Annotated in this window: 25 protein-coding genes and 1 pseudogene; 15 read left to right on the top strand and 11 right to left on the bottom strand. The window is 72.8% G+C overall.

Going from position 1 to position 25,564, the window contains the following annotated elements; all coding sequences use genetic code 11:
- Nucleotides 1–40: 40 nt before the first annotated feature.
- Entirely contained in the window at nucleotides 41–1,099 is a 1,059-nt protein-coding gene (locus AW270_RS15675; RefSeq protein WP_061295070.1) for an FAD-dependent oxidoreductase, read from the bottom strand.
- 30 nt (nucleotides 1,100–1,129) lie between these two features.
- Between AW270_RS15675 and AW270_RS15670 the strand changes: the two genes are divergently transcribed.
- The gene (locus AW270_RS15670; protein WP_061295069.1) at nucleotides 1,130–1,816 is read left to right on the top strand and encodes a TetR/AcrR family transcriptional regulator; all 687 of its coding nucleotides are present in this window, start codon (nucleotides 1,130–1,132) and stop codon (nucleotides 1,814–1,816) included.
- Nucleotides 1,817–1,913: 97 nt separating this feature from the next.
- The gene (locus tag AW270_RS15665; RefSeq protein ID WP_061295068.1) at nucleotides 1,914–2,480 is read left to right on the top strand and encodes a hypothetical protein; all 567 of its coding nucleotides are present in this window, start codon (nucleotides 1,914–1,916) and stop codon (nucleotides 2,478–2,480) included.
- On the opposite strand, the gene AW270_RS38765 is transcribed toward AW270_RS15665, so the two are convergent.
- A complete protein-coding gene (locus AW270_RS38765; protein ID WP_157522037.1) occupies nucleotides 2,477–2,617 on the bottom strand; it encodes a hypothetical protein in 141 nt (46 codons plus the stop codon). The two genes, AW270_RS15665 and AW270_RS38765, sit on opposite strands and share 4 nt — an antisense overlap.
- Before the next feature lie 162 nt (nucleotides 2,618–2,779).
- Nucleotides 2,780–3,199, bottom strand: a complete 420-nt coding sequence (locus AW270_RS15660) for a DUF1877 family protein (RefSeq protein WP_061295067.1) — start codon at nucleotides 3,197–3,199, stop codon at nucleotides 2,780–2,782.
- A 32-nt stretch (nucleotides 3,200–3,231) separates the two neighbouring features.
- Here AW270_RS15660 and AW270_RS15655 point away from each other — a divergent pair, with 32 nt between their 5' ends.
- Nucleotides 3,232–3,852 (top strand): hypothetical protein, encoded by a 621-nt coding sequence (locus AW270_RS15655; RefSeq protein WP_061295066.1) that lies wholly within the window; start codon nucleotides 3,232–3,234, stop codon nucleotides 3,850–3,852.
- On the opposite strand, the gene AW270_RS39540 is transcribed toward AW270_RS15655, so the two are convergent.
- On the bottom strand, nucleotides 3,833–4,186 hold the full coding sequence (locus AW270_RS39540; RefSeq protein ID WP_061295065.1) for an SbtR family transcriptional regulator: 354 nt from the start codon (nucleotides 4,184–4,186) through the stop codon (nucleotides 3,833–3,835). The two genes, AW270_RS15655 and AW270_RS39540, sit on opposite strands and share 20 nt — an antisense overlap.
- On the opposite strand from AW270_RS39540, the gene AW270_RS15645 reads away from it, so the two are divergent.
- Nucleotides 4,091–4,999 carry an oxidoreductase gene (locus tag AW270_RS15645; protein ID WP_157522031.1) on the top strand — a complete coding sequence of 303 codons (909 nt, stop codon included), beginning with the start codon at nucleotides 4,091–4,093 and terminating at the stop codon, nucleotides 4,997–4,999. The two genes, AW270_RS39540 and AW270_RS15645, sit on opposite strands and share 96 nt — an antisense overlap.
- On the opposite strand, the gene AW270_RS42000 is transcribed toward AW270_RS15645, so the two are convergent.
- Nucleotides 4,969–5,349: an SDR family NAD(P)-dependent oxidoreductase gene (locus AW270_RS42000; RefSeq protein ID WP_304608129.1), complete on the bottom strand. Its 381-nt coding sequence runs from the start codon at nucleotides 5,347–5,349 to the stop codon at nucleotides 4,969–4,971. The two genes, AW270_RS15645 and AW270_RS42000, sit on opposite strands and share 31 nt — an antisense overlap.
- 103 nt (nucleotides 5,350–5,452) lie before the next feature.
- Nucleotides 5,453–5,656 (bottom strand): annotated as a pseudogene (locus tag AW270_RS41995) (SDR family NAD(P)-dependent oxidoreductase); the annotation flags it as partial.
- Between the two features lie 72 nt (nucleotides 5,657–5,728).
- Between AW270_RS41995 and AW270_RS15635 the strand changes: the two are divergent.
- Entirely contained in the window at nucleotides 5,729–6,331 is a 603-nt protein-coding gene (locus AW270_RS15635) for a TetR/AcrR family transcriptional regulator (protein WP_061295063.1), read from the top strand.
- Here the strand turns inward: AW270_RS15635 and AW270_RS15630 are convergent.
- From AW270_RS15630 to AW270_RS15620, 3 genes are all read right to left on the bottom strand, one after another.
- Nucleotides 6,321–7,424 carry a winged helix DNA-binding domain-containing protein gene (locus tag AW270_RS15630; RefSeq protein WP_061295062.1) on the bottom strand — a complete coding sequence of 368 codons (1,104 nt, stop codon included), beginning with the start codon at nucleotides 7,422–7,424 and terminating at the stop codon, nucleotides 6,321–6,323. The two genes, AW270_RS15635 and AW270_RS15630, sit on opposite strands and share 11 nt — an antisense overlap.
- Before the next feature lie 106 nt (nucleotides 7,425–7,530).
- Entirely contained in the window at nucleotides 7,531–13,977 is a 6,447-nt protein-coding gene (locus tag AW270_RS15625) for a PxKF domain-containing protein (RefSeq protein ID WP_157522028.1), read from the bottom strand.
- A 75-nt stretch (nucleotides 13,978–14,052) separates the two neighbouring features.
- Entirely contained in the window at nucleotides 14,053–14,910 is an 858-nt protein-coding gene (locus AW270_RS15620) for an NmrA family NAD(P)-binding protein (RefSeq protein WP_061295060.1), read from the bottom strand.
- A gap of 101 nt (nucleotides 14,911–15,011) precedes the next feature.
- On the opposite strand from AW270_RS15620, the gene AW270_RS15615 reads away from it, so the two are divergent.
- From AW270_RS15615 to AW270_RS15605, 3 genes are read left to right on the top strand one after another with little or no spacing between them, the layout of a single operon-like run.
- Nucleotides 15,012–15,995, top strand: a complete 984-nt coding sequence (locus AW270_RS15615) for an AraC family transcriptional regulator (RefSeq protein WP_061295059.1) — start codon at nucleotides 15,012–15,014, stop codon at nucleotides 15,993–15,995.
- A complete protein-coding gene (locus AW270_RS15610; protein WP_061295058.1) occupies nucleotides 15,992–16,684 on the top strand; it encodes a Clp protease N-terminal domain-containing protein in 693 nt (230 codons plus the stop codon). Before AW270_RS15615 ends, AW270_RS15610 begins: the two co-directional genes overlap by 4 nt.
- A 51-nt stretch (nucleotides 16,685–16,735) precedes the next feature.
- Entirely contained in the window at nucleotides 16,736–18,247 is a 1,512-nt protein-coding gene (locus tag AW270_RS15605; protein ID WP_061295057.1) for a serine/threonine-protein kinase, read from the top strand.
- Here AW270_RS15605 and AW270_RS15600 read toward each other — a convergent pair.
- A complete protein-coding gene (locus AW270_RS15600; RefSeq protein ID WP_061295056.1) occupies nucleotides 18,234–18,908 on the bottom strand; it encodes a FadR/GntR family transcriptional regulator in 675 nt (224 codons plus the stop codon). The two genes, AW270_RS15605 and AW270_RS15600, sit on opposite strands and share 14 nt — an antisense overlap.
- Before the next feature lie 17 nt (nucleotides 18,909–18,925).
- The gene (locus AW270_RS15595; RefSeq protein WP_157522021.1) at nucleotides 18,926–19,999 is read right to left on the bottom strand and encodes a C45 family autoproteolytic acyltransferase/hydrolase; all 1,074 of its coding nucleotides are present in this window, start codon (nucleotides 19,997–19,999) and stop codon (nucleotides 18,926–18,928) included.
- Nucleotides 20,000–20,223: 224 nt separating this feature from the next.
- Between AW270_RS15595 and AW270_RS15590 the strand changes: the two genes are divergently transcribed.
- Genes AW270_RS15590 through AW270_RS15560 form a run of 7 tightly spaced genes read left to right on the top strand, consistent with a single transcriptional unit; the run spans nucleotide 20,224 to nucleotide 25,522 of the window.
- Complete coding sequence (locus AW270_RS15590; RefSeq protein ID WP_063819229.1) at nucleotides 20,224–20,976, top strand: SDR family NAD(P)-dependent oxidoreductase; 753 nt, start codon at nucleotides 20,224–20,226, stop codon at nucleotides 20,974–20,976.
- Between the two features lie 45 nt (nucleotides 20,977–21,021).
- Nucleotides 21,022–21,480, top strand: a complete 459-nt coding sequence (locus AW270_RS15585) for a GlcG/HbpS family heme-binding protein (RefSeq protein ID WP_061295053.1) — start codon at nucleotides 21,022–21,024, stop codon at nucleotides 21,478–21,480.
- Complete coding sequence (locus tag AW270_RS15580; protein WP_061295052.1) at nucleotides 21,481–21,906, top strand: DJ-1/PfpI family protein; 426 nt, start codon at nucleotides 21,481–21,483, stop codon at nucleotides 21,904–21,906.
- A gap of 5 nt (nucleotides 21,907–21,911) precedes the next feature.
- On the top strand, nucleotides 21,912–22,952 hold the full coding sequence (locus tag AW270_RS15575; protein WP_061295051.1) for a phosphotriesterase family protein: 1,041 nt from the start codon (nucleotides 21,912–21,914) through the stop codon (nucleotides 22,950–22,952).
- An 8-nt stretch (nucleotides 22,953–22,960) separates the two neighbouring features.
- Nucleotides 22,961–23,626 (top strand): type 1 glutamine amidotransferase domain-containing protein, encoded by a 666-nt coding sequence (locus AW270_RS15570; RefSeq protein ID WP_218009231.1) that lies wholly within the window; start codon nucleotides 22,961–22,963, stop codon nucleotides 23,624–23,626.
- Between the two features lie 2 nt (nucleotides 23,627–23,628).
- Entirely contained in the window at nucleotides 23,629–24,564 is a 936-nt protein-coding gene (locus tag AW270_RS15565) for an amidohydrolase family protein (protein WP_061295050.1), read from the top strand.
- A 4-nt stretch (nucleotides 24,565–24,568) separates the two neighbouring features.
- Nucleotides 24,569–25,522, top strand: coding sequence for an acetylxylan esterase (locus tag AW270_RS15560; protein WP_061295049.1), 954 nt, complete (start codon nucleotides 24,569–24,571; stop codon nucleotides 25,520–25,522).
- The last annotated feature ends 42 nt before the right edge of the window (nucleotides 25,523–25,564 follow it).

Below are 25,564 nucleotides of genomic sequence, written 5' to 3'. Positions count from 1 at the left end.
GCTGAACAGAGGGCCCGGCGCAGCCCGCGCCGGGCCTTCGTCATGGCTGGACGTCGTCGAAGAGCGCGACTGCCTGGGCGGGGTCGGGGCTCACGAGGCGGTCGAGCCCGGCCGCCGTGAACTCCGCCCACCGGGCGGCCCGGGGCCACATGCGCTCCTCGAAGGCGCGGACCGCCTCGTCGAGGTCGGCGGGGCAGGCAGCGAGGGACTCGGCGAGTTCGGCGCCCTCCAGCATCGCGAGGTTCGCGCCCACCCCCAGCGGAGGCATCAGGTGGGCGGCGTCGCCCAGCAGCGTCACCCCGGGCACGTGGGCCCAGGTGTGCGGCACGGGCAGGACGTAGAGGGGGCGTCGGACGAACTCCGTGCCCCGGCGGAGGAGGTCGACGACGGGCCCGGACCATCCGTCGAACATGGTTAGCAGGTCCACGGCGTGGTCGAGCGGGGCGCGGAACTGGGCGTACACCTTGACGTGGGTGCCGCTGTTGCGCTGGGCGACCAGGTTGCGGTTCACGCCGTAGACCGCCAGGGCTCCGTCGCCGACCAGCCGGGCCAGGTCGGGGTCGTCCGTGGAGGTCTCGACCATGGTGACGCCGGTGTAGCGGGGCGTCGCGGGCGAGAGCGCCGGGCGGACCTTCGACCACGCGCCGTCGGCCCCGACCACGAGGTCGAAGGTCTCCTGCCGTCCGTCGGCGAACCGGACCAGCGTGCCGTCGCCCGGCACCACCTCCGTCACGCCCCTCCCCCACTCGACGTCGAGAGGGCCGAGCAGCAGGTCGCGGAGCTGTCCCCGGTCGATCTCGGGATTGGCCCGCTCGTCGGGCCCTGGTCGCCAGTCGCGCAGGACGGTCCCGTCGGTGTCCATGATGCGCATGGCCTGGCCCTCCGGACGCGACAGCGCCCGGAACTCCGCCAGCAGCCCCGCCTTGGCCAGTGCGAGCTGGCCCAGCCCCTCGTGCAGGTCGAGCGCGCCGCCGGGCGGGCGGGCGTCGGGCCCGGCGTCGCGTTCGAAGACGGTGACGGGGTGGCCGTGGCGGTGCAGGACCCGGGCGAAGGCGAGACCGGCGGGCCCGGCGCCGACCACGGCGATACGGTGTCTCATGGCGATACAGTGTATCGGTACACTGTATCGGTGACTGTGTGGGACCGGCCAGAGCCGTCGAACCGCCCCGTGCCGCTCGACCGGGCGGGGATCGTCGCCGCCGCCGTCGCGCTCGCCGACGAGGGCGGGCTGGAGGAGGTGTCGCTGCGCAAGGTCGCGGCCCGGCTGAACGCCGGCCCGATGCGGCTGTACGGCTACATCTCCACCAAGGAGGAGCTGTTCGACCTCATGGTCGACGAGGTCCACGCCGAGATCCTCCCCGCCGAACCACCCGGCGACTGGCGTGAGGCGCTGCGCGGCCACGCGGTCCTGACCCGGCAGGCCGCCCTCCGCCACGAATGGCTGGCCGACCTGCTCGGCGGCCGTCCGGCCCTGGGCCCCCACACGCTCGCGGCGACCGAGGCCGTGCTGGCCGCCCTCGACGGGCTCGCCGACGTCGACACCGTCATGCGCGCCGTGGAGACCGTCAGTGCCTACACCATCGGCGCGATCAGGCGCGAGATCGCGAACCTGCGGGCCGAGCGCGCCAGCGGGCTGTCCGATCGCGAGTGGCAGCGCGCCCACGGCCCTCACGTGACGACGATGCTGGCCACGGGCCGCTTCCCGGCGCTGGCCAAGGTCGTCCACGACGGCACGGAGGTCGACGCCGCGACGTCCTTCGCGACCGGCCTCGACTGGGTCCTCGACGCGGTCGCCGCCCACCTGTCCCGGAGATGAGAGGCCGCTCATCCACGGCTCATCGATCGCTCACCGCCGCCCGTGAGGCTCTTCTCAGGCGGGCGAGAGGCCCCGCCTTCCAAGGGGAGGGGTTGCGATGAACACGAAGGTCCTGCTGGGCGGGGTCGTGCTGGGTGCGCTGCTCGGCGGCGCGGGTCTGGTCTCACCGGCCGCCGCCGAGGAGCGGTCGTGCCGGAAGAGCCTGCGGGCCGTCACCGTCGACAACCTGCGGGTGCCGGCGGGGGCTACCTGCACGCTGACCGGGACGAAGGTGAAGGGCACGCTGAAGGTGGAGCGGGGCGCGACGCTGGTCGCGCGGGGCGTCCGGGTCGAGGGCAGCGTGCAGGCCGAGAACGCCAGGGCGGTCAGCGTGCTGGCCGGCTCTCACGTCAAGGGCAGCGTGCAGGTCAAGCAGGGCGGCGCGGCCACCGTCTCCTCCTCCCGGGTCGACTCCGACATCCAGCTCGACGCCAACCGCCGCCACCTGAAGGTCGTCTCCAACCGCGTCGGCGGGTCGATCCAGGTCGTCGGCAACAGGGGCGGCGCGCGGATCGACCGCAACACGATGAAGGGCAACCTCCAGTGCAAGGAGAACTCGCCCCGCCCGACCGGCACGGGGAACAAGGCCGGAGGCGACAAGGAGGACCAGTGCCGCCGCTTCTAGTCCTTCAGCCGGAACGAGGTGTGCACGCGCAGCCCCACGCTCGACGCCGTCAGCAGCCGCACCACCGGGCCGGGAAGACGGTTGAGCGCCCGCATCCCGTAGACGAGACCGCGCAGGGCCCGCTCGCTCCCCGGCACCAGCCGCCTGGCCGCCCCGATCGCGAAGGCCCTGCTCTAGCTCCCTTTCGTAGGAGGCGAAGGCCTGGCCGTGGTCGGAGAAGCGCGCGAGTTCACCGGCCAGGACGTACCCGCCCACCATGGCCAGGCTGGTGCTGCCGCCGAATGCGCTTGTCCCCCTGCTCAGAGCAGGACCACCACGACGGCGTCGCCGTTCTTGGCGCAGCGGGAGAAGAAGTCCCACAGGGCGGCGTAGTGGTGGCGGTAGTAGGGCTCGTCGTCGGTGCCCGGGTAGACGCCGGTGACGGCCGTGCCGTCGTAGGTCAGCACGCCGGGGAGTGACTCGGCGGCCACGGCGACCTGCTCGGGGGACAGGTAGCGCGGCTGGCCGTAGGCGAACTCGTGGCCGGTCTCCAGGGGCGTGCCGCCGAAGATCACGTTGACGGGGAGGTCGCCGAGCAGGGCGGCGAGCCCGTCCCAGGCCTGGTCGATGTCGAGTCCGCGCTCGACGTCCTCCATGATCTCGTCGATGCGCTGGGGCCACCGCAGGAGCGTCTCGATCTCCTCCGGGCGCACGTTGAGGTACTGGCACGTGATTCCCATGCGGTTCATGCTCCCGGAGTAAGGTCGGCGAAATGGGACGTATCGAGAACGCCAAGACACTGTACGAGCAGGCCGTCTTCCACGGGACCGAAGGCGCCCTCGACATGGCCGACCTGGCCTTGGACAGTCTCGAAGCCGACCTCATGCTGGCACGCGGCCGGATCGCCCATGCCCGGTTCCTCGACGGCGACGGCCCCGGCGACGTCACCGCGTTCGAGCGCGCCGTCGACCTCTACAGCTCCCTGGGCGACACGCGGGGCGAGGCGGAGTCGCTGTTCTGGGTCGGCATCTACCACCAGGTCGTCGCCCACCAGGACGACGTGGCCCGGCCCTTCTTCGAACGCGCCCGCGACCTGGCGACCCAGACCGGCGACCGGGAGACGCTGGCGTACACGCTGCGGCACCTGGCCTTCGCCTCGAAGGGCACCCCGGCGGCCCGCGACCTGCTGGAGGAGTCGACCCGGCTGCGGCGCGAGCTGGGATTCCTCCCGGGAGTGGCGGCGAACCTGCTCGGGCTGGCCTATCTGGCCCGCGACGAGGGCCGCGCCGACGACGCGGCCGACCTGGCCGCCGAGGCCCGCGAGACGGCGGAGCGCTCGGAGGCCCACCGGGTGGTCCAGTGGGTGGCGGAGTTCACCTCGCCGCAGGCCTGAGCCCTCCCGACACCACCGCGACGAGCCGGTCGAGCGAGGCGGGATCGGACGGGTCGGCCGACAGGCAACCGGCCATCAGCGCCTTGACGTCGGGATAGGTGATGTCGGGCCGGACCTCCCCCGACTCCTGGGCCGAGACGAGCAGGGCGCGCAGCCGGGCGGTCACGTCGCAGCCCGCCTGGGCGGCCGCCGCGTCCACGTCGAAGCCGGCCCCGCCGAGCGCCTCCGCCAGTCCCCGGTGGGCGGCGCCCTCGCGGACGAGGGTGGCGAAGAAGGCGAAGAACGCGCCGGGGCTTCCGGTCAGGGCGTCAGCCTGCTCGCTGAGCTCTTTCATGCGTTCGAGGAGGACGGCCGCGATCCGGCCAAGGCCGCCCGGGCGGCCGAGCGGCTCGGGTCGCCGAGGGTGCGCACGCTCCACCTCGACCTGGCCTCACCCGAAGTGATCAGGTCGGCGGCCCGGGAGCTCGAAGGGGAACGCGTCGATCTGCTCGTCAACAACGCGGGCGGCATCCGGCCCCGGCACGCCGTGACCGACGAGGGGTTCGAGCTGACCTTCGCGACCAACCATCTGGGCACGTTCGCGTTCACCGGGCTGATGCTGGACCGGATGCTGGCCGTCCCGGGGTCGCGGGTGGTGACGGTCAGCAGCATCGGCCACCGGCGCGGCACCGTGAACTTCGCCGACCTGCACTTCGAGCGCGGGTACGACTACCAGAAGGCCTATTTCCAGTCGAAGCTGGCCAACCTGCTGTTCAGTTACGAACTCCACCGGCGGCTGACCGAGGCGGGAGCCGAGACGATCTCGCTGGCGGCCCATCCGGGGAACGCGCGCACCGAGTTCGGCCGCGACATGTCGCCGTTCGTCCGGCTCATGATGCGGCCGGTCATGCGGCCGGTCACGTGGTGGCTGATGCACGACCCGCAGGTGGGCGCGCTGGCGGCCGTGCGGGCGGCGGTCGACCCCTCGGCGCGCGGCGGCGAGTTCTACGGCCCGCCGGGGCGCGCCCAGTTCACCGGGCATCCCGAGCGCATCGCGTCGAGCCCGGCGTCCTACGACGCCGACGCGCAGCGCCGGTTGTGGGCGGAGTCGGAGCGCCTGACCGGGGTGGTGTTCGACTACCAGGGCAGGTCGCCGCGCTCGTCCTGAAAGGTGCCGGTCGGGCCGTCGGGGCCGAGGGTGGCCAGACGGACGACGGTCGCGGCGCTCTCCGCCGGGGGCCGTCCGATGCCGAAGGCGGCGGTCATGTCGGTGGCGGTGGTGCCGGGTTCGAGGGCGTTGAACTTGATGCCGGGGTGGGCCTTGGCATATTGGACGGTGAGCATGGTGGCCGCCGCCTTGGACGCCGAGTAGAGCGCCAGGGGCAGGCCGAACTCCGGCCGGTCGGGGTTGGTCACCGCCCAGAACGATCCGGCGCTGCTCGACACGGTGACCACCGTGGGGTTGGCGGATCTGCGCAGCAGCGGCAGCGCCGCCTCGGTGACCCGGACGATCCCCACCGCGTTGGTGTCGAACACCCGCAGCGCGGCGGGGTCCGTCGAGGGGCCCGTCGCCGAGGACGCCCGCGTTGTTGCCGAGCACGTCGAGCCGGCCCTCGGCCGCGTCGACGGCCGCCAGGGCGTCCCGGACCGACGCGTCGTCGGTGACGTCGAGCTGGACGAACCGCGCCCCCAGCGTCGCCGCGGCCTTCTCGCCCCGTTCGACGTCGCGGGCGCCGATGTAGACGGTGTGGCCCAGGTCGAGAAGCTGCCGGGCCGTCTCGAAGCCGATGCCCTTGTTGGCCCCGGTGATCAGTGTGACGGTCATGGGTCTCCTTTTTGTACCGCTCGGTTCTAAATCCAACGTAGCAGGTTTTGTACCGAGCGGTAGAGTGGCCTCATGAGTGATGGGACGCCGGCTGTCGGACGACCGAGGGCCTTCGACGAGGAGACGGTCCTCGACCGGGCCATCGAGGTGTTCTGGCGGCACGGCTACGAGGGCGCGTCGCTCAGCGCGCTCACCGGCGCGATGGGCATCAACCGCCCGAGCCTGTACGCCACCTTCGGCAGCAAGGAGCAGCTGTTCCGGCGGGCCTTCGCCCGTTACCACGAGACCAAGGTCGCGGCCGCCCGCGCCGCGCTCGACCGGCCCACGGCGGCGGCCGCCATCGAGGAGTTCCTGCGCTCCAGCGCCGACGCGCTCACCACCGGCGACCACCCGCCGGGCTGCCTGTCCATCCAGGGCGGCCTGGCCTGCTCGCCGGAGAACGCCGCCGTCTCCGGAATCCTGGCCGCCGGCCGGGCCGCCACCGAGGCGGCCCTGGAAGAGCGGATGTCCCGCGCGGCGAAGGAGGGCGACCTCCCCGACGGCGTGGACGCGCGGGCGCTGGCCCGGTTCGTGATGACGCTCAGCGAGGGCAACGCCGTCCACGCCGCCGCCGGGGCGAGCCGCGACGACCTCCAGGCCTGCGTGGACGTCGCCCTGCGCGCCGTCAGCCGGTGATCTCGACGTCCTGGCCCTCGCCGTCGGAGAGGAAGAACGCGAGCGCCCGGCCCTCCTCGATCACCTCGTCGCGGTCGGCCGCCGACAGGGGGCGCAGCGGCGCGACGACCACGGCGGCGTCCTTGACGGTCCAGGTCGCGGCGACCCGGCCATCGACCAGGACGACGCGCGACCCCGCGACCGACAGGTTGCGGTGGGCGTCGTCGACGATCCGGGTGCGGTCGTCGTAACCGAGGAGCGCGTTGTCGAAGGCCGGCAGGAACCGCACCGGGGCGGGGGTGCCGGGGTCGGGGCGCGGCGCGTCCGGCAGGTCCAGCAGTTCCCGGCCCCGCTCGTCGCGGAAGGAGACCAGCTCGTCGCGTACGGCGGCGACGGCCGCCGGCAGCCCGGCCAGCCCGCTCCAGGCGCGCAGGTCCGCCGTGGCGGCCGGGCCGAACGCGGCCAGGTAGCGCCGCACCAGCGTCTGGCCGACCGGGTCGGAACCGTCCAGAACGGGCGGGTCGGGCTCGCGCCCCAGCCACAGCGAGAGCGGGGTGTTGCGCACCCCCGCGCGGGTCCGCCACACGCCGCGCGGCGGCAGCTGGACCACCGGCACCAGGGCGGAGATCAGCATCTCGCCCAGCGCGCGCGGCTCCGGCGACGGCCACCGCCCGGCCATCGCCCGCGCCAGCTCGGCCATCGACCGGGGCTCGCCGTCGGCCAGCAGGTCGCGGCCCGCCGCCGCCAGTTCGTCGAGGTCGACCCCGTCGAGCTCACGGCGGTAGACGCCGAGGACCCGCTGGCGCAGCATGCCGTCGTGCCGGGCCCGCCAGGCCACGACGTCGTCGGCCGTGACCAGGTGGACGGTGCGGCGCATGAGATGGGTCCGCACCACCTTCCGCCCGACCAGCAGGCCGGAGAGCGCGGCCGGGTCGAAGGCGCGCAGCCGCGACCAGAGCCCGACGAAAGGCTCCTGGGGCTCCTGCGCCTGCATCCCGCCCAGATGCGCGACGGTGTCGAGGACCGGCAGGTCGGCGCGGTCGAGCAGCAGCTGCCGGGCGAGCGTCGCGCGGTTGAGCGCCCGGTTGTCGAGAACCGTCTTCGTCTGGGCCACATCACCACGATCTCAGCGATAGCGGCCAGATCTTGTCCTCTTTCCTCCATCTGCTGCTGATGCGCGAGCTGCGCGCCCGCCGTGAAGGCGGGCGCGCAACCGGTGATCAGAGGGATTCGTTGCGGGTGAAGCGGAACAGGGCGGTGTGCGACGCGGCGGCTCCTTCCCCGGTGTCGACGTGGAGCGTCAGGCACTTGTCGAGGTAGGACGCCGGGGTCCGCCAGACCACCTGGTAAGCGCCGTTCCCGAGGACCTGGAGCTGGGACGCGCCTTCGGCGGGCACCCGCTCCTGGCCGGTGGGCAGGCCGGTCCGGCAGTCGAAGGGGCTGACGGTCAGCGCCGCCGTCGTCAGCCCGTTGACCGGGGCGCCGGCCGCGTCGGTCAGCCACCACTTGATCTGGATGCCCTGGCCGGCCTTGGCCGTGTTGACCACGCCGCCGTTCCTGACCGGCGCGGCGAAACCCGTGAAGACGTACGTCACGGAGTAGGCCGCCGTCACCGGCGGGGTGATGTTGCCCTCGTTGTCCTTCGCCCCGGCGCAGGTGGCCGTGTAGACCCCAACCCCGGCGGGCGTGCCGCCGGTGAGCGTCAGCGTGGCCTCGGTGGCCACGCCGGAGCCCCGGTCGACGGTGACGCACCTGGGCGTGGGGACCGCGCGCAGCCGGTAGGTCGCGCCGTCGGCCACGCCGGTGACGCTGACCTGCGGTCCCGCAGAGTCGGGGCCGGTCCAGCGGACCGAGAGCGTCTTCTCGACGCCCTCGGCGACGGCCCGGCCGCCGTGGTCCTGGAGCAGCGGATCCACGGTGACCTTCACCTCGCCGGAGCGCTTCTCCCCGGTGAACCGGAACGCCATGGCCAGCTTCTCGGCCGGATAGGGGTGCCCGGCCGGGGGCGACTGCGGGGACACGGCCGTCCACTGGCCGCCGACGGCCGCGCCGTCCGGGGTGGTGACCGTGAGCGCGCCGGACAGGGCCCGCGCGACCCGGGTCGGCTGGGTCAGGGTGACCGTGAGCCCCTTGTCGTCGGCCTCGACCTTCTCGACCTCGGCCGGTTCGGCGCGGAACAGGTTGACGTCGACATCGGTGTGCGGGGGCAGCACCTTCAGCACCCGCGACTCCGCCGGCAGGTAGCCGTCCTTGGTGTAGACGACCTTCCACCAGCCCTCGGGCACGTCCCAGCCGTAGCGGCCGTCGGCGTCGGTGGTCTGCGGGTTCAGGTCGCCGTACACCGCCGCGTCCCACGGCTGCCACGGTCCCTCCGGGGCGGGGGCGCGCAGCAGGGTCGCGGTGACCCCGGCCACGCGGCGCTCGCCGAGGCCCTCGTAGAGGTAGCCCGACGGGTCGAAGCGGTAGTCGATGTCGGCGTCCGGCTCGGGACGGTGCGGGTCGCGGTAGGAGGTGTCCCGCTCGGACCACCGGCACTCCTCGGCGCTGTTCATCTCCCGGCGCAGCGCCGCGATCTCGTTGTTGAGCGGGACCTCCAGCGCCTTGCCGACGCCCCAGCTCACCGCCCAGACCGCGACGGTGCCCAGGCCGAAGGTCGACGGGGCGAGCGCCAGGCCGATGGCGCCCGACACGCCGGTGTAGATGTCGAGCATGACCGCCCGCCGCATGAGCTGCTGCAGGTGGTGGCGGTGGACGTCGCCCAGCGATCCGTCCTTGCACCGGTTGGCCATGTCCATCATCTTGTTGAGCTCGGCGTACTTCTCGTCGCTGGTCTCCAGCGAGTTGATGGCGTCGGCGTTGGTGATGTTCCAGAAGGACGTGCGGAAGATGGCCCGCGCCGGTCCGGCCACGAACCCGCCGGCGTTCAGCGACCTGACCAGCGGCGAGTCCGGGAATTGGCTCGCCAGCACGCCGATGTCGACGATCGCCGCCGCCTCCATCGTGTGCCGCCCGGTGGTGGCGATCGTCGCCGGATCGCTGCCCGAAAGGACGGGCTCGTAGACGGGCACCCCCGAGGCGCGGGCCGCCCTGACGGCGGCGGCGTCCGGCTCGTAGCCCGGCAGCGGTTCGACGACCAGCGTGACGCGCCCCTGCGCTGACGGGCCCAGCTTCGGCACGGGGACGGTGAACTCCTGGCTGACGGCGTCGCCTTCGGTCACGGGGTCGGCGAGCACCGCCGCCGCCGGGTCGAAGAGGCCGCCGGCCGGGTCGGGCGCGGGGGGAATCGGCAGCAGGGGCCGGTCGTGCTCCGCCGCGTAGCTGATCGTCAGGTCGCCGACCTCGTGGGCCTTGGGCCTGGTGGTGACGGTGTAGACGTGTCGCTGACCCTCCACGGGCGTGAGGGGCAGGTCGAGGGTGCCGAGCAGCGCCCGGGGACCGCCGACCGGGCCGCTGAACCGGGCCCGGACGGTGACGTCCAGAGCCGGGTTCCACACCCAGGGGAACCGCGCCACGCCGTCGGCCGGGCGGAAGGTCGCGGACGTCCCCGCCTGGGACATCGTGACCGACTCCAGCACGCTGGCGTAGGGGTCGACGACCACGGTCACCGGCGCGGACGCGAGGTCTGCCGTGCCCACGGCGGCGGAGGCGCGCAGCACGTGCCGCACCGCCTCGTCCCCGGCGCCGAGGTCGACCACGGCGTGCCACCGGCCGCCCTCACCGGCGTCGGCCTCCGCGATCACGGTGCCGCCGTCGCGGACGACGACGCGCGCACCGGCCGGCGCCAGCCCCGAGGCGGTGAACCGCCCGGTCGGGGTCGACGCGGGCGCCCGCAGCGTGACCGTGCCCACCCGGACCCCGGCCGATCCCAGGACCTCGGTGAGGTCGCCCGAGGAGATTGACAGGGAGAACGGCAGCTCTCCCCCGGCCGCCGCCGGCGTGCGGACGTACACGTCGACCGTGCGCGTCCGCGTGGCCGGGAGCGGGATCACGACGGCGTTCGCCTCGCGGGTGAACGCCACCGGCTTGCCGTCCCGCAGCACGGCGTCGTCGGGGACCGTGACGCCCGGGGGAAGCGCCAGCCTGGCGCTGCCGGTCCGCGTGGTGTCCTGGAACTCGACGTCGGCGCGCAGGTGGGCCAGCCCGCCGGGCAGCACGGCGTCGGTGACGGCGTCGAAGCCGCTGCGCTCCCCGCGCAGGAGCGTGGACGCCGCGCCGAGCCGCAGGTCGCCGAGGTCGAGCCGCTGGCCAGCCCCGATCGTCACGAGCCGCTGGACCGAGCCGCTCTGCTCGTCGCGGCAGGCGACCACGGTGAGCACATAGGTGCCGGCGGCGGGCGCGGAGATCCGCAGCCCCGGACCGGTCAGGGTGGCGACCGCCGAGGTGCCCATGCCGTCGATCGTCGTGCAGGTGCGGCCGGCCCGGGGGGTGCCGTCCGGTTCGAGGATGCGCCCGGTGATCCGGGACGTCTCGTGGATCTCCACGGTCAGCGGGATGGTGGACGACTCCCCGGCGACGGCCTCGGCGCACGCCTTGCTCAGGCCCCGGTAGCCGCCGTCCGCGCAGAAGGTCACCGTCGTGCCCGGGGGCACGTCGACCGGGACCTCGCCGTTCCAGGCGACGACGCGCCGGCCACCGGCCAGGACCTCCAGCCCGTAGGTGCCGGCCATCTCGACGCCGATCTCCAGCTCGGTGCGGTCGCCGTCCATCGACACCAGGATCACCTTGGGCCGCACGACGTAGCCGGACACCTCGGGGAAGACCAGCTCCACCGGCGTGCCCGCCTCGGCCACGACCTCGGGCGTCGTCTGCCCGGCGAGGGCGGCCGACACGACGGTCCGCGTGCCGCCGCCGAACACCCGGGCCGACCAGGTGCCGTCGGCGGCCGACTCGGCCCGCGCGGGCACCCCGACCCCGCCGATCACCTGCCGCAGCGAGACCGCCGCCTGAAGCGGACGGCCGTCGTCGTCCTTGACGGTGCCGCTCACGGTCACCTTGGGCAGCGCTTCCGCGGTCACCGCGACCGCGTTGTCACCGGCAGCCAGGGTGAGGGTCCGGTCGGGCACGACGGCCAGGCCATAGGTCGCCCGCGTCTGCGCGGGCAGGGTGATCTTCGCGGTCACGTCGGTGGCCGCGTCGAGGGTGCCGAAGGTCACCCGCCCGGCCCCGTCGGTACGGCCCGACCGCGCCCCGTTCCGGGTGGTGAGCACGACCGGGACCTCGGTCAGCACCTCGTTGCCCGGCCGGCGCAGCGTCAGGGTGAGGGAGGCCGGGGCGTGCGGCGCGACGGTCACGTCGACCGCCTGCCCGGAGGCGACCGCGACGGTCTTCGGCGGGGTGCCGTCGAGGCCGTCGGACCGGCGGGTGGTGACCTTGTGGTCGTCGCCCGGCACGACCGGCACGGCGAGGGTGCCGTCGGCCTTCACCTGGGTGAGGTGTCCCGTGCGGGTGGTGTCGCTCCACACCTGGAGGCGGACGCCGTCGGCGTCCCCGCCGGGGACGGTGACGCCGATCCTGACCAGACCGCCGGTCGTGGCGGGCAGGCCGGTGACCGGCCGGGTGAGTGAGTGTCCCGCGCCGTCGGCGAGCCGGACCACGCCGGAGGCGATCTCGGTCACGCCCACGGGCAGCGGCCACGAGCCTCGGTAACGCCCGGCCGGTTCCTCCGTGAGCGGCACCGACACCGCCTTGGCCGGGTCGTCGGCGGTGCGCACGACCAGGTCGGCGGTGGCGGTGAAGCCCGCCGCGCCGACCAGCGCGAAGGTGGCCTCGCGGCCGAGGGCCAGCACCGTCGACCCGGCCACCCTGGGCAGGTTGGCGGCCGTCTCGGTGACGGTCATCGCGTCGACGCGGACCTGGGCGTCCCTGGTCAGCCGGATCTCCTCGGCTCCGCGCAGCCCCGCGACCGCGTAGGTGTAGGCGGTGTCGGCGGCGACCATCGCGTCGTCGTAGGTGGTCGTGCCGGGAGCCAGGTCGGCCAGCTTGACGCCGTCGCGCAGCACCCGGTAGCCGGTCATCCCGGTAGCGGCCTCCCACTGGAGACGCACGCGTGCGCCGGGCCCGGCCACCGCCGACAGCGGGGCCTCACCGGGCGGCACGTCGCCGAGCAGGGTGACGCTCCTGGTCAGCGGGGCCGAGGGGCGGCCGTCCGCGTCCCTGGCGACGACCGCGAGCTCGACGGTCGAGCCGGGGGTGAGCCCGGAGGGGGCCGCCTGGGTGTCGGGGGCGGTCACAGTGGCGACCTTGGCGCCGTCCACGCTGACGTCATAGGTCTTCGCCGTGGCGCTCGCGGCGGGCCAGGAGAGGGCGACGCTGGTCGTGCCGGGTTCGGCGGTCAGCGCGGCGTTCTCCGGCCAGGCGGGCGGGGGCGCGTCGGCGGGGACCGCGCGGTAGAGGTGCGAGGGCTGCGGTTCGTCGGTGCGGGGCGCGGTGAACGCGGTGCTCGCGGACAGGAAAGCAAGGGTGCCACCGTCGCCGCTGAGCGCGAACGCGGTCACGTAGTCGGGATAGATCACCTGCTCGCCGGGGACGGGGTCGGCGATCCGGCCGTCCAGACCGGGGGTGGCCAGCACGGGGGCCCGGCCGGTCTGGGCCGGCTGCGCCCACACCGCGCCCGCGCGCCGGAAGGCGACGGTGCCGCCGTCCGCGCTCAGCCGCGCGGCGGCGGGCGGGTCGTCGGAGGCGAAGCCGGCGTCACCGGAGACGTGGGGGGCCTGGGCCGAGGCGGCCAGCGTCACGTCGGCCGAGGGGCCGGTGACGAGGTCGGCCACGACCACTCCCGCGCCCGTGCCACCGAAGGCGGTCCGGCGTCCGGCCTGGTCGAGGTTGGGGACCCAGGCGGTGTGCTGGGCCTGGGTCAGCTCGCGCTCCCCGGCCAGCCGGTCACCGGTGGCGGCGTCGAAGCGCAGGAGGGCGCGCTCGTCGCCGTCGGCGGCGTTGACCGCGAGCACCTTCCCGTCACCCGACAGGGCGAAGTTCCGCACGTCGGGCTCGTCGCCCACCAGGTCCTCGGGGCGGACGACGTGCGTCACCGGCGCGGCGTCGGGCGACAGGGCGGCCAGCAGCACGCCCTCGGGCGAGGTGAGGTCGTCGTACTCGGGCAGCGGCAGCGAGAGGCCGACGGCCAGCCTCCGGCCGTCGGCGCTGAGGGCCGGGGTGCGGAGCCGGTGGTGCGAGGCGGGGATCCCGAGGTCGGGGACCTGCACCCACGCGGTGGCGTCGGTGAGCCGGTCGCGGACGAAGATGGCCTCTTTGATGAAGGGGTCGGCGCCGGCCGGCAGCCGCAGGTCGGCCGCGTTCGCGCCGCCCGCCAGGACGGCGACGGTCCGGCCGTCGGCGCTGATCGCGGCGTCGATCACCTGCGGCACGGCCAGGCCTTCGAGGTCGAGGCCGACGACCTCCTCGCCGCCGCCGCGCAGGTCGGCGGCGACCAGCACTGGCGGATCGTCCCCTCGCGGGGACAGGTGTAAGGCGGTGGCGCCGTCGGCCGACAGCGCCAGCATGCCTGGGTGGCCGGGCACCTCGGTCACGCTGTCGACCCGGTAGGCCCTCGGCAGCGGGTCGGCGGGCGTGGCCGCTCGGGCGGCCTGCGGCGCCATCCCGAGCTGGGCCACGATGCTGAACACCAGCGCCATGACGAGCAGCGGCAGAGTACGAAAGGTCTTTCGCACGGGAATCTCCTTCGATCGGCGATCACCCGGACGATGCCAAGCGCCCCTTGGTCCGCGGTTGGACCCGACTTGGCGTCAGCTCAAGACGTGCTGGAGCGTCTTCGCCAAGTCGGTCGTGCCGGTCAGGTGGCGGTCGCCCCTGAGCTGGAGGATCCCGCGCTCCTCGGCCTCGTAAAGGCCCACCAGCTCGGCGGCGAGCTGCGGCGGGAGGCCGCCGTCCACCATCGCGGCGGCCCAGCCCGGCTTCGGGACGGTGACCACTTGGATCGGCCGGCCGAGGACGGCCGACAGTTCCTCGGCCACTTGGCGCTCGGTGGTGACCGGGCCGTCGAGGTCGACGACCTCCGAGGCGGCGGCGGGGGTGACGAGGAGATCGGCGACCACCTCGCCGATGTCCCGGGTGGCGATCATCGGCGTCGGCACGTCGGCCGACTCGGCGAAGACCGGATAGATCCCCGGTCCGAGGATCGCGTCGAGGAGCAGCTCGACCTTCTCCTGGAAGTGGCCCGAACGGACCGCGGTGACCCGCGCCCCCGTCGCGCGCAGCGCGTTCTCCAGGTGGTGCAGCCAGCGGATGGGGCCGGTGCCCTCGGGCAGGTCGGCGCCGACCGACGACAGCGCCACGACGTGGGGCACCCCGCTCTCCCGCACCGCCTCGGCGATCGTGTCGGCCGTCGCGCGGTGGGCGGCGTCGGGGTCGGCCGCGGCGGCGTCGGTCGGCAGCAGGACGAACGCCCCCGCGCAGCCGCGCAGCGCCTCGGCCAGCGACGCCCGGTCGTTGAGGTCGGCCACGGCCACCTCCGCCCCGGCGTCCGCCCATTCGGCGCCCTTGGCCGGGTCGCGGACCACCGCCCGCACCGGCTCGCCCCGGCGCAGCAGCTCACGCGCCGCCGCTCCGCCCACGTGGCCGGTGACTCCCAGGATCGCGTACATCAGAACCTCCTCGTTTCGGTACGACCAAGTACACGCGGAAGAGATGAGACGATCCATGTTCGTCACGCTTGGATCCATGTCTGAGCGTCTAACCTGAGGGCATGGACCCGCTCGCCGACCTTCTCCAGGGCGTCCGCGCCCACAGCGCGGCCTTCTGCCACGCGATCCTGCAGCCGCCCTGGGCGCTGCGCATCGCCGACGGCGCGCGGCTGGCGCTGGCCTCGGCCCTGCGCGGACACGCCTGGATCGTGCCCGACCACGGCGAACCGGTCCTGCTGGACACCGGCGACATCGCCATCGTCAAGGGCCCCGACCACTACACCGTCGGCGACGACCCGGCCACGGCGCCCGACGTCATCGTCCGTCCCGGCAACCGGCTGACGACCCTCGACGGGACCGACGTCACCGAGGCGCTGCGCCTGGCGCCGCGCACCAGCGGCCACTCCCCCGACGGGTCGACGACCGTGGCGAGCGGCACCTACCAGGTCGACGGCGAGGTCAGCGACCGGCTGCTGAACGTCCTGCCGGACATCGTGGTGGTGCGCCGGTCCGACGGGCCCGCGCCGGTCATGGACCTGCTCGCGCAGGAGGTCGGCGGGGAGGGTCCGGGGCAGCAGATCGTCCTCGACCGGCTCCTGGACCTGGCGCTGATCGCGACCCTGCGCGCCTGGTTCGCCCGCCCCGAGGCGCACGCGCCGGGCTGGTACCTGGCGCAGGGCGACCCGCTGATCGGCCCGGCGCTGCGGCTGATCCACGACGCCCCGGCCCATCCGTGGACGGTCGCCTCGATGGCCGGGAAGGTGGGCGCCTCCCGGGCCACCTTCGCCCGCCGCTTCGCCGACCTGGTGGGCGAGCCGCCGCTGACCTACCTGACCGGCTGGCGCATCGCCCTGGCCGCCGACCTGCTCCGCCGCTCCGACCTCACGATCGACTCGGTGGCCCGCCAGGTCGGCTACGCCAACGCCTTCGCGCTGAGCGTCGCCTTCAAACGGGTCCGGGGCGTGTCCCCCAGCCAGCACCGCACCGGCGTCACCGTCAACGGAGGGTTGACGATCCATCATCGTCAACCTACTGTTGACGCATGAGCGAATCCTCCTCTCCCGTGGTCCGGCTGGACGATCTCATCGCGGGCATCAAGTCAGCCAACCCCAACGTTCTCGAGCAGCTCTCCGGCGCCGTGCTCATGGCCGAGCACATGGGTGACGTCGCCGACAGCCTCATCGGCCACTTCGTCGACCAGGCCCGCAGGTCGGGGGCGTCGTGGACGGACATCGGCCGCAGCATGGGCGTCACCAAGCAGGCGGCCCAGAAGCGGTTCGTGCCCAAGCCCGACGACCAGCAGTTCTCCCGGTTCACCCCGCGCGCGAAGCAGGCGATCCACGAGGCGCAGCAGATCGCCAAGGAGTCGGGCCACGCCACCGCCGGTCAGGACCACCTGCTGGTCGCGATCCTCGCCGACCCCGACGGGCTCGCCACCCGCGCGCTGGTGAACATCGGGGGCGACCTCGACACGGCCCGGCAGATCGCCCGCGACGCGCTGCCCGAGACGGGCGAGGCGCTGCCGGGCAACAGCGAGCTCGGCGAGGACAACAAGCGCCTCCTGGAGCTCACCTTCGCCGAGGCGCTGCGGCTCGGCCACAACTACATCGGCACCGAGCACATGGTGCTGGCCCTGCTGGGGACCGGCAACCCGGTGCTGGAACGGCTCGGGGTGACCAAGGAACGCTTCGAGGAGTCGGTGGTCGCCTTCCTCAAGGGGTTGACGGCGAAGTAGCGCGTGCGCCCAACCTCGGCGGGCCCGGTGGCGTCCAATGGGATTGTGACTATGCCGCTGCGGGCCGGGGATCCCCGGTCGATCGGGCCCTACCTGGTGGTCTCCCGGCTCGGCGAAGGGGGACAAGGCGTTGTTTACCTGGCCGAATGGGGCGGGGAGCCGGTCGCGGTCAAGGTGCTGCGCAACGGCGGGGACGACGCCGCGATCCGCGAGGTGAACTCCACCCGGCAGGTCGCCGGGTTCTGCACGGCGCGGATCATCGACGTGGCGCTCGACCACGACCCGCCCTACATCGTCAGCGAGTACGTCGCGGGCACCCCGCTCGACCGGGTCCCGCCCCGCAGGGGCGCCGAACTCCAGCGCATCGCGATCGGGACCGCCACCGCGCTGGTCGCGATCCACCGGGCGGGGGTCGTCCACCGGGACTTCAAGCCGGGCAACGTGCTGCTGGCGGCCGACGGGCCCCGGGTCATCGACTTCGGGATCTCCCGGCTCGCGCACAGCGAGACGACCGGGCGGGCCATCGGCAGCCCGCCCTACATGGCGCCGGAGCAGTACTCCGGGCAGCGCGTCACCGCCGCCGCCGACGTGTTCGCCTGGGGCGCGACCATCGTGTTCGCGGCGACCGGGCGGGTGCCTTTCGGCGGGGACAACATCGCGTCGGTGGCCTACCGCGTCCTGCACGCCGAGCCCGACCTGACCGGGGTGCCCGCGGCGCTGCTGCCGCTGGTCCGCCGCTGCCTGGCCAAGTCGCCCACCGAGCGGCCCACCTCGAAGGAGGTGCTGCTCACCCTGCTCGGCCACGACACCGAAGACGGCACTGAAGACGACCTGGCGGCGCTGGAGTCGGGCCGGATCGAGGCCACCCGGCCGGTCCCGAGGCGGCGCTCCCCGTGGATCTGGGCGGGACTGCTGGCCGCCGCGCTGCTGCTCGGGTTCGTCTTCTGGCCGTACGACGAGTCGGCCGTCCCGCAAACGCAGGCCGAACTGGCGGCGGTGCTGTCGGAGGTCTACCGGGTTACCCCGACCGCCACCTTCACCAGCGAGGGCGGCATGGGGCAGGGCGACAATCTCGCCAAGGCCAAGGGCACCGTGACCGTGGCCGGGCCGGCCGAGCTGCCGCACGACGACTTCGTCGCCGACATCACGTACGGGAGCGAGAAGCCCCGGCGGTACACGATCAGGGACCGGATGGTGGTCGAGTCGGGCGCGTCGCTCGGCGAGTTCGGCGACGGGAGCAACGAGCCGCCGATCCTGGTCGCGGCGACGGCCGGGCTCACCGTGATCCGGTCGCTCGTCGTCCAGGGCAACGTGACCTTCGAGCGGACCGGCCGGGTCTACCGGGGGATCGTGCCGGGGAACCTGACCGGCGACATGCTGAAGCTGCTGCTCGTCGAGTACGCCGGGGACGCCGTCGACCGGTCGCTGGTCACCTACACGCTGACCATCGACGAGCGGAACCGGCCGGTCTCCTTCGTGCTCGACATAGGCCGGCCGCTCGGCGACGCGGGGCTGTTCACGACGACGTTCCGGTCGACGTACACCGACTTCAGGAGTCGCTGAGCGCGGCCGAGGTGTTGACGACGGCCTGGAGGTGGCGGCGCATCGCGAGCGCGGCCATCTCGGCGTCGCCCTCCTTGATGGCCTCGAAGATGGCGCGGTGCTCGGCGCGGGCCTGGGCGGCGCGGCCGGGAGAGGCGCTCACCGCCAGCGCCTGGTCCTGGAGGACGGCGCGCAGGTCTTCGACCAGGCGGGAGAACAGCGGGTTGCCGGTCGCCTGGGCGATGGCGATGTGGAACAGCGCGTCGATCTTGTTGCGCTCGGCCGGGTCGTCGTTCACCTCGAAGGCGGCGACCAGTTCGGCGAGGCCGTCGAGGTCCTCCTGGCTGCGGCGCTCGGCCGCCAGCCGGGCCGCCGGCACCTCCAGGTAGTGGCGGACCTCGTTGAGCTGCGAGGGGAGGTACTGCCCGCTGAGCAGGTGGGACTGCACGCGGGTCGCGGCGACGAAGGTGCCCTTCCCGGCGTACGACTTGGTCAGGCCCAGGGCGTTGAGGCTGTGCAGGGCCTCCCTGATGACCGAGCGGCTGACCCCGAACGACGACGCGAGCTCGGCCTCCGACGGGAGGCGGTCGTCGACCGCGAAGTGGCGCGACTCGATCAGTTCGATGAGCTGCGTGCGGACGTGTTCCGCCGCGCTCTTCTGCTCGACAGGGACGACCTTCATTACAGGCAGGTCCTTCTTCATCTGGGCGCCAGTGTTCTCGTCTCCCACCGTGCCACGCAGGGCCGCCCGGCGGCGACATGCATCGTACGGTCGGACACGTCCATGATCACACCCGCGATCGTCGCGGTCCGCTCGCGTTCGTGCACGGCCTCGTTGGGGTGCTGGCAGACGCTCGACGGGCTGTCCTGGTGGTCGGCGAGCACCTTCTTGAGGTCGTCCACCGACAGGCTGGGCCGTTCGCTCAGGCTCTCGGTGACGTTGCGCAGCCGCGTGAGGGTGTGGGGCTTGCGGCGCGCGTACAGATCCTCGCCTGTCAGGTCGGTGGACCGGAAGTGGTTGGCATGGGTGATCTGGCCGTCCACGGGGGTGAGAACCCTCACCCCGTCGGCACGGGGGGCCGTCTCGAGGTCGGCGGCGAAGCCCGTGTCGTCGGCGATCAGGTAGTTGGCCGACAGGGCGCGCTCGGCCCCGGTGATCGTCTCGGCCGCCTCCCGGCCGGAGCCGCTGTCGAGGACCGCTCTCAGCAGCACGTGGTAGGGCACCCCGATCCGGCCCTCGTCACCGTCGCTGACCAGCGTGTTCGTGCAGAGCCCGACCCCGGCGGCGTTCATGCCGACCTTGGCGAGCAGGCCGGCCTCGACCAGCGTGACGAACGAGGGGCCGTCGTCGCGGGTGACCTCCAGGAGCATCGCGGTGTCCATCGAGTGGAGCAGCCAGTCCCAGTTCTGGGCGAGGAGCGTGGTGCCGGTGGCCGAGCGGTCGGGCAGCAGCGTCAGCGAGGTGCACTCGTGGGGGATGTCCTTGTTGCCGGCGTGGAACATGATCTCGCTGCGCGTGTTGAGCGCGAGGATCTCCTCCACGTCGACGCCCGCGCCCTCGGCGATGCCGCGCATCTCGGCCAGGGACGACGGCGAGAAGTCGCCGACGACGTCGCGGTAGCCGGCCGCGTGCGCGCGCACGGTGGCCCACTCCCAACCGGCGTAGTGCTCGAAGACCCGCTGGTAGGCGGAGATCGAACGGTGGATCCGGGCGCGGGCCAGCGTGCCGTACTGCCTGCCGCGCTCGGCGGGCGGGCCGGCTGTGCGGACCACGGGAAACACCACGGGAAACACGGGGCCGCTCGTGTGGTGCATGGAACAGGCCGCTCCCTCACGTGAGGCTGGACAACCGTCCAGGGTGCCTGGCTGTCAGACATGTTGATTGTGAGAGCGGATATCCAAAAGTGTCAACTGGCGTATTTTTCGGTCATAACGCCCTTGCCATGACATGAATCACAGGTTCATGATGTCAGGCAGCCCTACAGGTTGGAGTTGTGGTGACATCTGTGCTGATAGCCGGAGGCGCGAGCGGCATCGGGGCCGCCTCCGCGGCCCGGCTGCGCGCGGCCGGCGCCGACGTGCACGTGGCCGACATCGACGCGGCGGGCGCCGCCGAGGTCGTCAAGGCCCTGGACACCCACCCCGGTTCGGGGACGGCGAGCCATGTCGACCTGGCCACGGTCGACGGACCCGCCCAGGCGGTCGCCGACGCGGTGGACGCGCACGGCCGCCTGGATGCCATCGTCTTCTGCGCCGGGCTTCTCGTCGAGACCGAATTGGCAAATTTCTCCGTGTCCGAATGGGACCGGACGATGGCGCTCAACCTCCGGGCGCCCTTCCTGACGACCCAGGCGGCGGCCCCGTACCTCGCCGCCTCCCCGAACGGCCGGGTGGTGCTCACCGGCTCCACGGCGGCCTTCCGGGGCGGCGGCGGGAGCTTCGCCTACGCGGCCTCCAAGGGCGGGCTCGTCGCGCTGACCAGGTCACTCGCGGTCGCGATGGGCCCCGACGGCATCGCCGTCACCTGCGTCTGCCCCGGCTGGATCGACACCCCGTTCAACGACCCCTACTGGACCAGGGTGGGCGGCAAGGACGGCGGGACCGTCGCGGCCCTGGAGTCGCGCATCCCCCTCGGCGGCCAGGGGGTTCCGGACGACGTCGCCGCCGTCATCGAGTTCCTCGTCTCCCCCGGCTCCCGCTACCTGACCGGCCAGGCCGTCGTCGTCGACGGCGGCCTCCTCGCCTCATGAAGGCCGCCACCTCCGAACGCCCGCTCACTCCGTGAGGCCGCACACATGATCCGCACCGAATCCGTCGTCGCTCTCGAACTGGCCGAACGCCTCGTCAAGGCCGCCCAGGACAGCGCCGAGAAGCCCATGGCCGTCGCGGTCACCGACCGCCACGGCGAGCTGGTCCTGGCCACCCGCATGGACGGCGCGTCCCGGGTCGCGCTCGCCCTCGCCGTCGACAAGGCGTTCACCGCCGCCGCGTTCAACGCGCCGACCGACGCGTGGGGCGAGGTCACCAAGCCCGGCGCGGCCGACTGGGGCCTGACCTCGGCGCTGGCCGGGCGCATCGTCATCCTGGCCGGCGGCTTCCCGCTGCGCAGCGACGGCGAGCTGATCGGCGCGATCGGGGTCAGCGGCGCCGCCCCCCACGTCGACAACGCGGTGGCGCTCGCCGCGCTGAGGGCTTGCGCGAACGTCGTCGACTCCTTCGCCGACTCCCATCCCGCCGAACAACTTGGAGCGTAAATGTCGCTGGCCCAGCAGAAGGTCGTGGTCCTGGCGTACCCCGGCTACCAGGAGCTCGACTTCTGGTACCCGGTGCTGCGCAGCCGCGAGGAGGGCGCGACCGTCCACATCGTGGCCGCCGCCGAGGGGGCGGAGAGCATCCTCGGCTACCCCGTGATCCCCGACACCGACGCCGCCGATCTCGACCCCGCCTCCGTCAGCGTGGTCATCGCCCCGGGCGTGGCCCCCTGGGACCTGCCCCAGCCGACCGGCGCGCAGGTCGCGCTGGTCACGGCCGTGCACGCGGCAGGTGGCCGCATCGCCTCCGTGGGCAACGGCGCATCCGTCGTCGCCCAGGCGCTGGGCGACCGGACCGACGGGGTCCTGTCCGTCGACGGCACCAACGACCTCGCCGAGTTCTTCGCCACCCTTCGCAGAGGAGTCTGAATCCGATGGAAGTCTTCAGGACCGTTCTGGGCGACGTCTCACCCGAGACGTCCGGCAGGTTCCTCACCCACGAGCACCTCCTCTACGGCTACCCGGGCGCGGAGCTCGACCACCGGACCGTGCTCGACTACGAGAACAACGTCGCGTTCATCGCCAAGCAGGTCGCCGACGGCATGAGCGACTGGGGCTTCGGCACGCTGGTCGACATGACCCCGCCGGAGGTCGGCCGCCACCCCGAGCTGATGGCCGAGGTCGCCCGCCGGACCGGCATGAACGTCATCGCGATCACCGGTTTCTTCCCCGAGCGGATGGGCGTCCCCTACTACTGGCGGCGGCAGACGATCGAGGAGCTGACCGACTTCTTCGTGAAGGACCTGACCGAGGGCATGGTCTTCGCCTGGCAGCAGACGCCGTACCGGGCGGGTGCCATCAAGATCGCCACCGGGCAGGAGAGCGTCACGCCGCAGCCGAGCCCGATCGGGCCCAACGGCCGCCGCATCCACGAGGTGGAGGACCGGGTCATCCGGGCCGCCGGCCGGGCCTCCCGCATCGTCGGCTGCGCGATCAACACGCACACCGACCCGATGGACTACCGCGTCACCAACCCCGGCATCGAGCAGCTCGACATCCTGGAGGAGGAGGGCGCCGACCCGGCGAAGGTGATCATCGGGCACGCCTTCGTCGAGCCGGACGAGGGCCAGCTCCACGAGATCCTCGACCGGGGCGCCAACCTCCAGCTCGACCACATGGGCATCCCGTGGCGGGTCGACACCGTCGAGGAGCTCGACGAGCGGATGGCCGAGGCCTTCGTCGGCCTGATCAAGGAGGGCTACACCAGCCAGCTCGTGCTCTCCTACGACCGCTGGTTCTACAACCCGCGCTCCGACGTCACGGAGTCGGACCCGCAGCTCGCCAACGAGCGCGTCGACCTCGGCTACATGTGGACGTCGTTCATCCCGCGCCTGAAGAGCAAGGGCGTGACCGACGAGCAGATCGACGCGATCACCCGCGACAACGCCAGCCGCATCTTCTCCATCAAGGTCTGAGGAACATCGTGGAACTCTCACAGGCACGGATCGTCGTGCTGGTCGAAAACCTCTACCAGGAGCTGGAGCTCTGGTATCCGGTCCTGCGCTTCCGCGAGGACGGCGCGCAGGTGCGGGTCGTCGGTCCATCGACGGACGAGGTGTACGCCAGCAAGATCGGCTACCCCGCCCGCGCCGACCTGCTCCCGTCGGACATCGATCTCGACTCGGTCGACGCCGTGATCATCCCGGGCGGGTTCTCGCCCGAGTACCTGCGGCGCAACCCCGACATGGTGAAGCTCGTCAAGGACGCCGACGCCAGGGGCCTGGTCGTGGCGGCCATCTGCCACGCGGGCTGGATGCTGGCCACCGCCGGGATCGTGGCGGGCCGCGACGCGACGTGCGTGGCGACCATCAAGGACGACGTCATCAACGCCGGCGCCAACTTCAGGGACGAACCGGTCGTGGTCGACGGCAACCTGATCACCTCACGGCTGCCCAACGACCTGCCGGAGTTCTGCGCGGCCATCAAGGACGCGCTCGAAGCGCGGGAGCCCGCCAAGGGCGGCCCGCTCCCGGCTCTCAACGAGCCGCCGAACTCCTCGCCCGCCTACACGGCGACCGCGATCCTGAAGAACCGCGCGGCGGGCCCCGGCTCGTCCAACTACCGGGCCTACGCGGTCCTCGACTCCTAGACATGCGCGTCGACGTCCACCACCACGCGATCTTCCCGGGCTACGCGGAGGTCCTCCGCGGCCTGGGGATCGGCGCCCAGCCGGGCGTCGGCCTGCCGGAATGGTCGGCCGCCGCCTCGCTGGCGATGATGAACGACCTGGACATCGACCTGGCGATCCTGTCGGCCGGGTCGCCGGGGTTCTTCTTCGACGGCGACCAGGCGCTCGCGCGGGAGCTGTGCGAGCAGACCAACGCCGACCTGGCCGCGACGGTCGCCGCGCACCGCGACCGGTTCCGGGCGTTCGTGGCGGTGCCGCTGCCGTCGGTCGGCGACGCGCTGCACGCGATCGAGCGGTGGGCCGATCACGACGCGTTCGCGGGGGTCGGCCTGCTGACCAACTACGCGGGGCGGTATCTGGGCGACCCGGCGTTCGAGCCGGTCTTGGCCGAGCTGGACCGGCGGGAGGCGGTCGTGCACGTCCACCCGCAGCTCCCGGTCCACTATCCGGCCGCCGAGATCACCCTGCGGCCCTCCCTGATCGAGTACGTCTTCGACACCACCCGCGCCATCGTCAACCTGCTCCTCAACGGCGCGCACGACCGCTACCCCGGCATCACCTGGATCTTCTCCCACTGCGGCGGAACCGCCCCCTACCTGGCCGGACGCCTCACCATCGCCGAACCGCTGCCCGAAATGCAGCAGGTCGGCGCAGGCGGGATCCACCGGGCGCTGAGGGCCTTCCACTACGACTTCGCCCTCGCCACCACGCCCTACTCACTCGGTTCGGCGCTGAAGCTGGCCGGTCCGGAGCGCTTCCTGGTCGGCTCGGACTTCCCGTTCGTCGACGGCGAGACCTTCCGCGCCTGCCTGGCGGAGGCCGCCGAGGTCCTGGGCGACGACCTGACCACCGTCGCCGTCGCCAACCCCGCCCGGCTCTTCCCGACCCTGAAGGGGTGAGAACGTGCCGCAGTTCGACCTCCCACTCCCCCAGCTGCGTGAATACCGCTATCCGGAACCGGAACCGGCCGACTTCGACGCCTTCTGGGCCGGGACCCTCAGCGGGCAACCCGCGCTGGAGGTCGCCTTCGAGCCCCACGACGCCGGCCTGACCACGGTCGACACCTGGGACGTCACGTTCACCGGCTACGGCGGCGACCCCATCAAGGCGTGGCTGCTGCTCCCGGCGAACCGGACAGGTCCCGTGCCGACGGCGGTCGAATATCTCGGGTACGGCTCCGGGCGCGGCATCCCGATCGAGTCCCTGGCCTACGTCTCGTCAGGTTTCGGCCACTTCGTCATGGACACCCGGGGTCAGGGCAGCTCATGGCGGGCCGGCGACACGGGCGACCCGTCGGCGACGGGCCCGGCCGTGCCCGGCTACATGACGCGCGGCATCCTCGACAAGGACGACTACTACTACCGCCGTCTCTACACCGACGCGGTGAGAGCCGTCGACGCGGCCAGGCGGCATCCCCACGTATCGGAGATCGCGGTCACCGGCCGGTCCCAGGGCGGTGCGTTGTCGCTGGTCGTGGCCGGTCTCCGCGACGACATATCCGGCGCGGTCCCGCACGTCCCCTTCCTGTCGGCCTTCCGCAGGGCCACCGCGATCACCGAGCGGGAACCCTTCGCCGAGATCGTGCGCTGGTGCTCGATCCACCGCACGAAGTGGGAGCAGGCGTTCGCCACGCTCGCCTACTTCGACGCCACCGCCTTCGCGGCCCGCGCCACCTGCCGCGGCTCGTTCTCCGTCGCGCTGATGGACGGCGTCTGCCCGCCCTCGACCGTGTACGCCGCCTTCAACGCCTACCAGGGCCCCAAGGACATCACCGTCTGGCCCTACAACAACCACGAGGGCGGCGGGCCGGAAGACCAGCTCAGGACCGTCCGCGTCCTTCGCGAACTATTCCGATAACACCAAATCGTGACAAACGGAGCCTTGTTCGGCTCTGGAACA

Origin of the sequence: Herbidospora cretacea (genome assembly GCF_001570605.1) — a bacterium.
Lineage (GTDB): Bacteria > Actinomycetota > Actinomycetes > Streptosporangiales > Streptosporangiaceae > Herbidospora > Herbidospora cretacea.
Note: the sequence above shows the minus strand (reverse complement) of the source record. Positions and strands in the feature narration are given on the sequence as shown.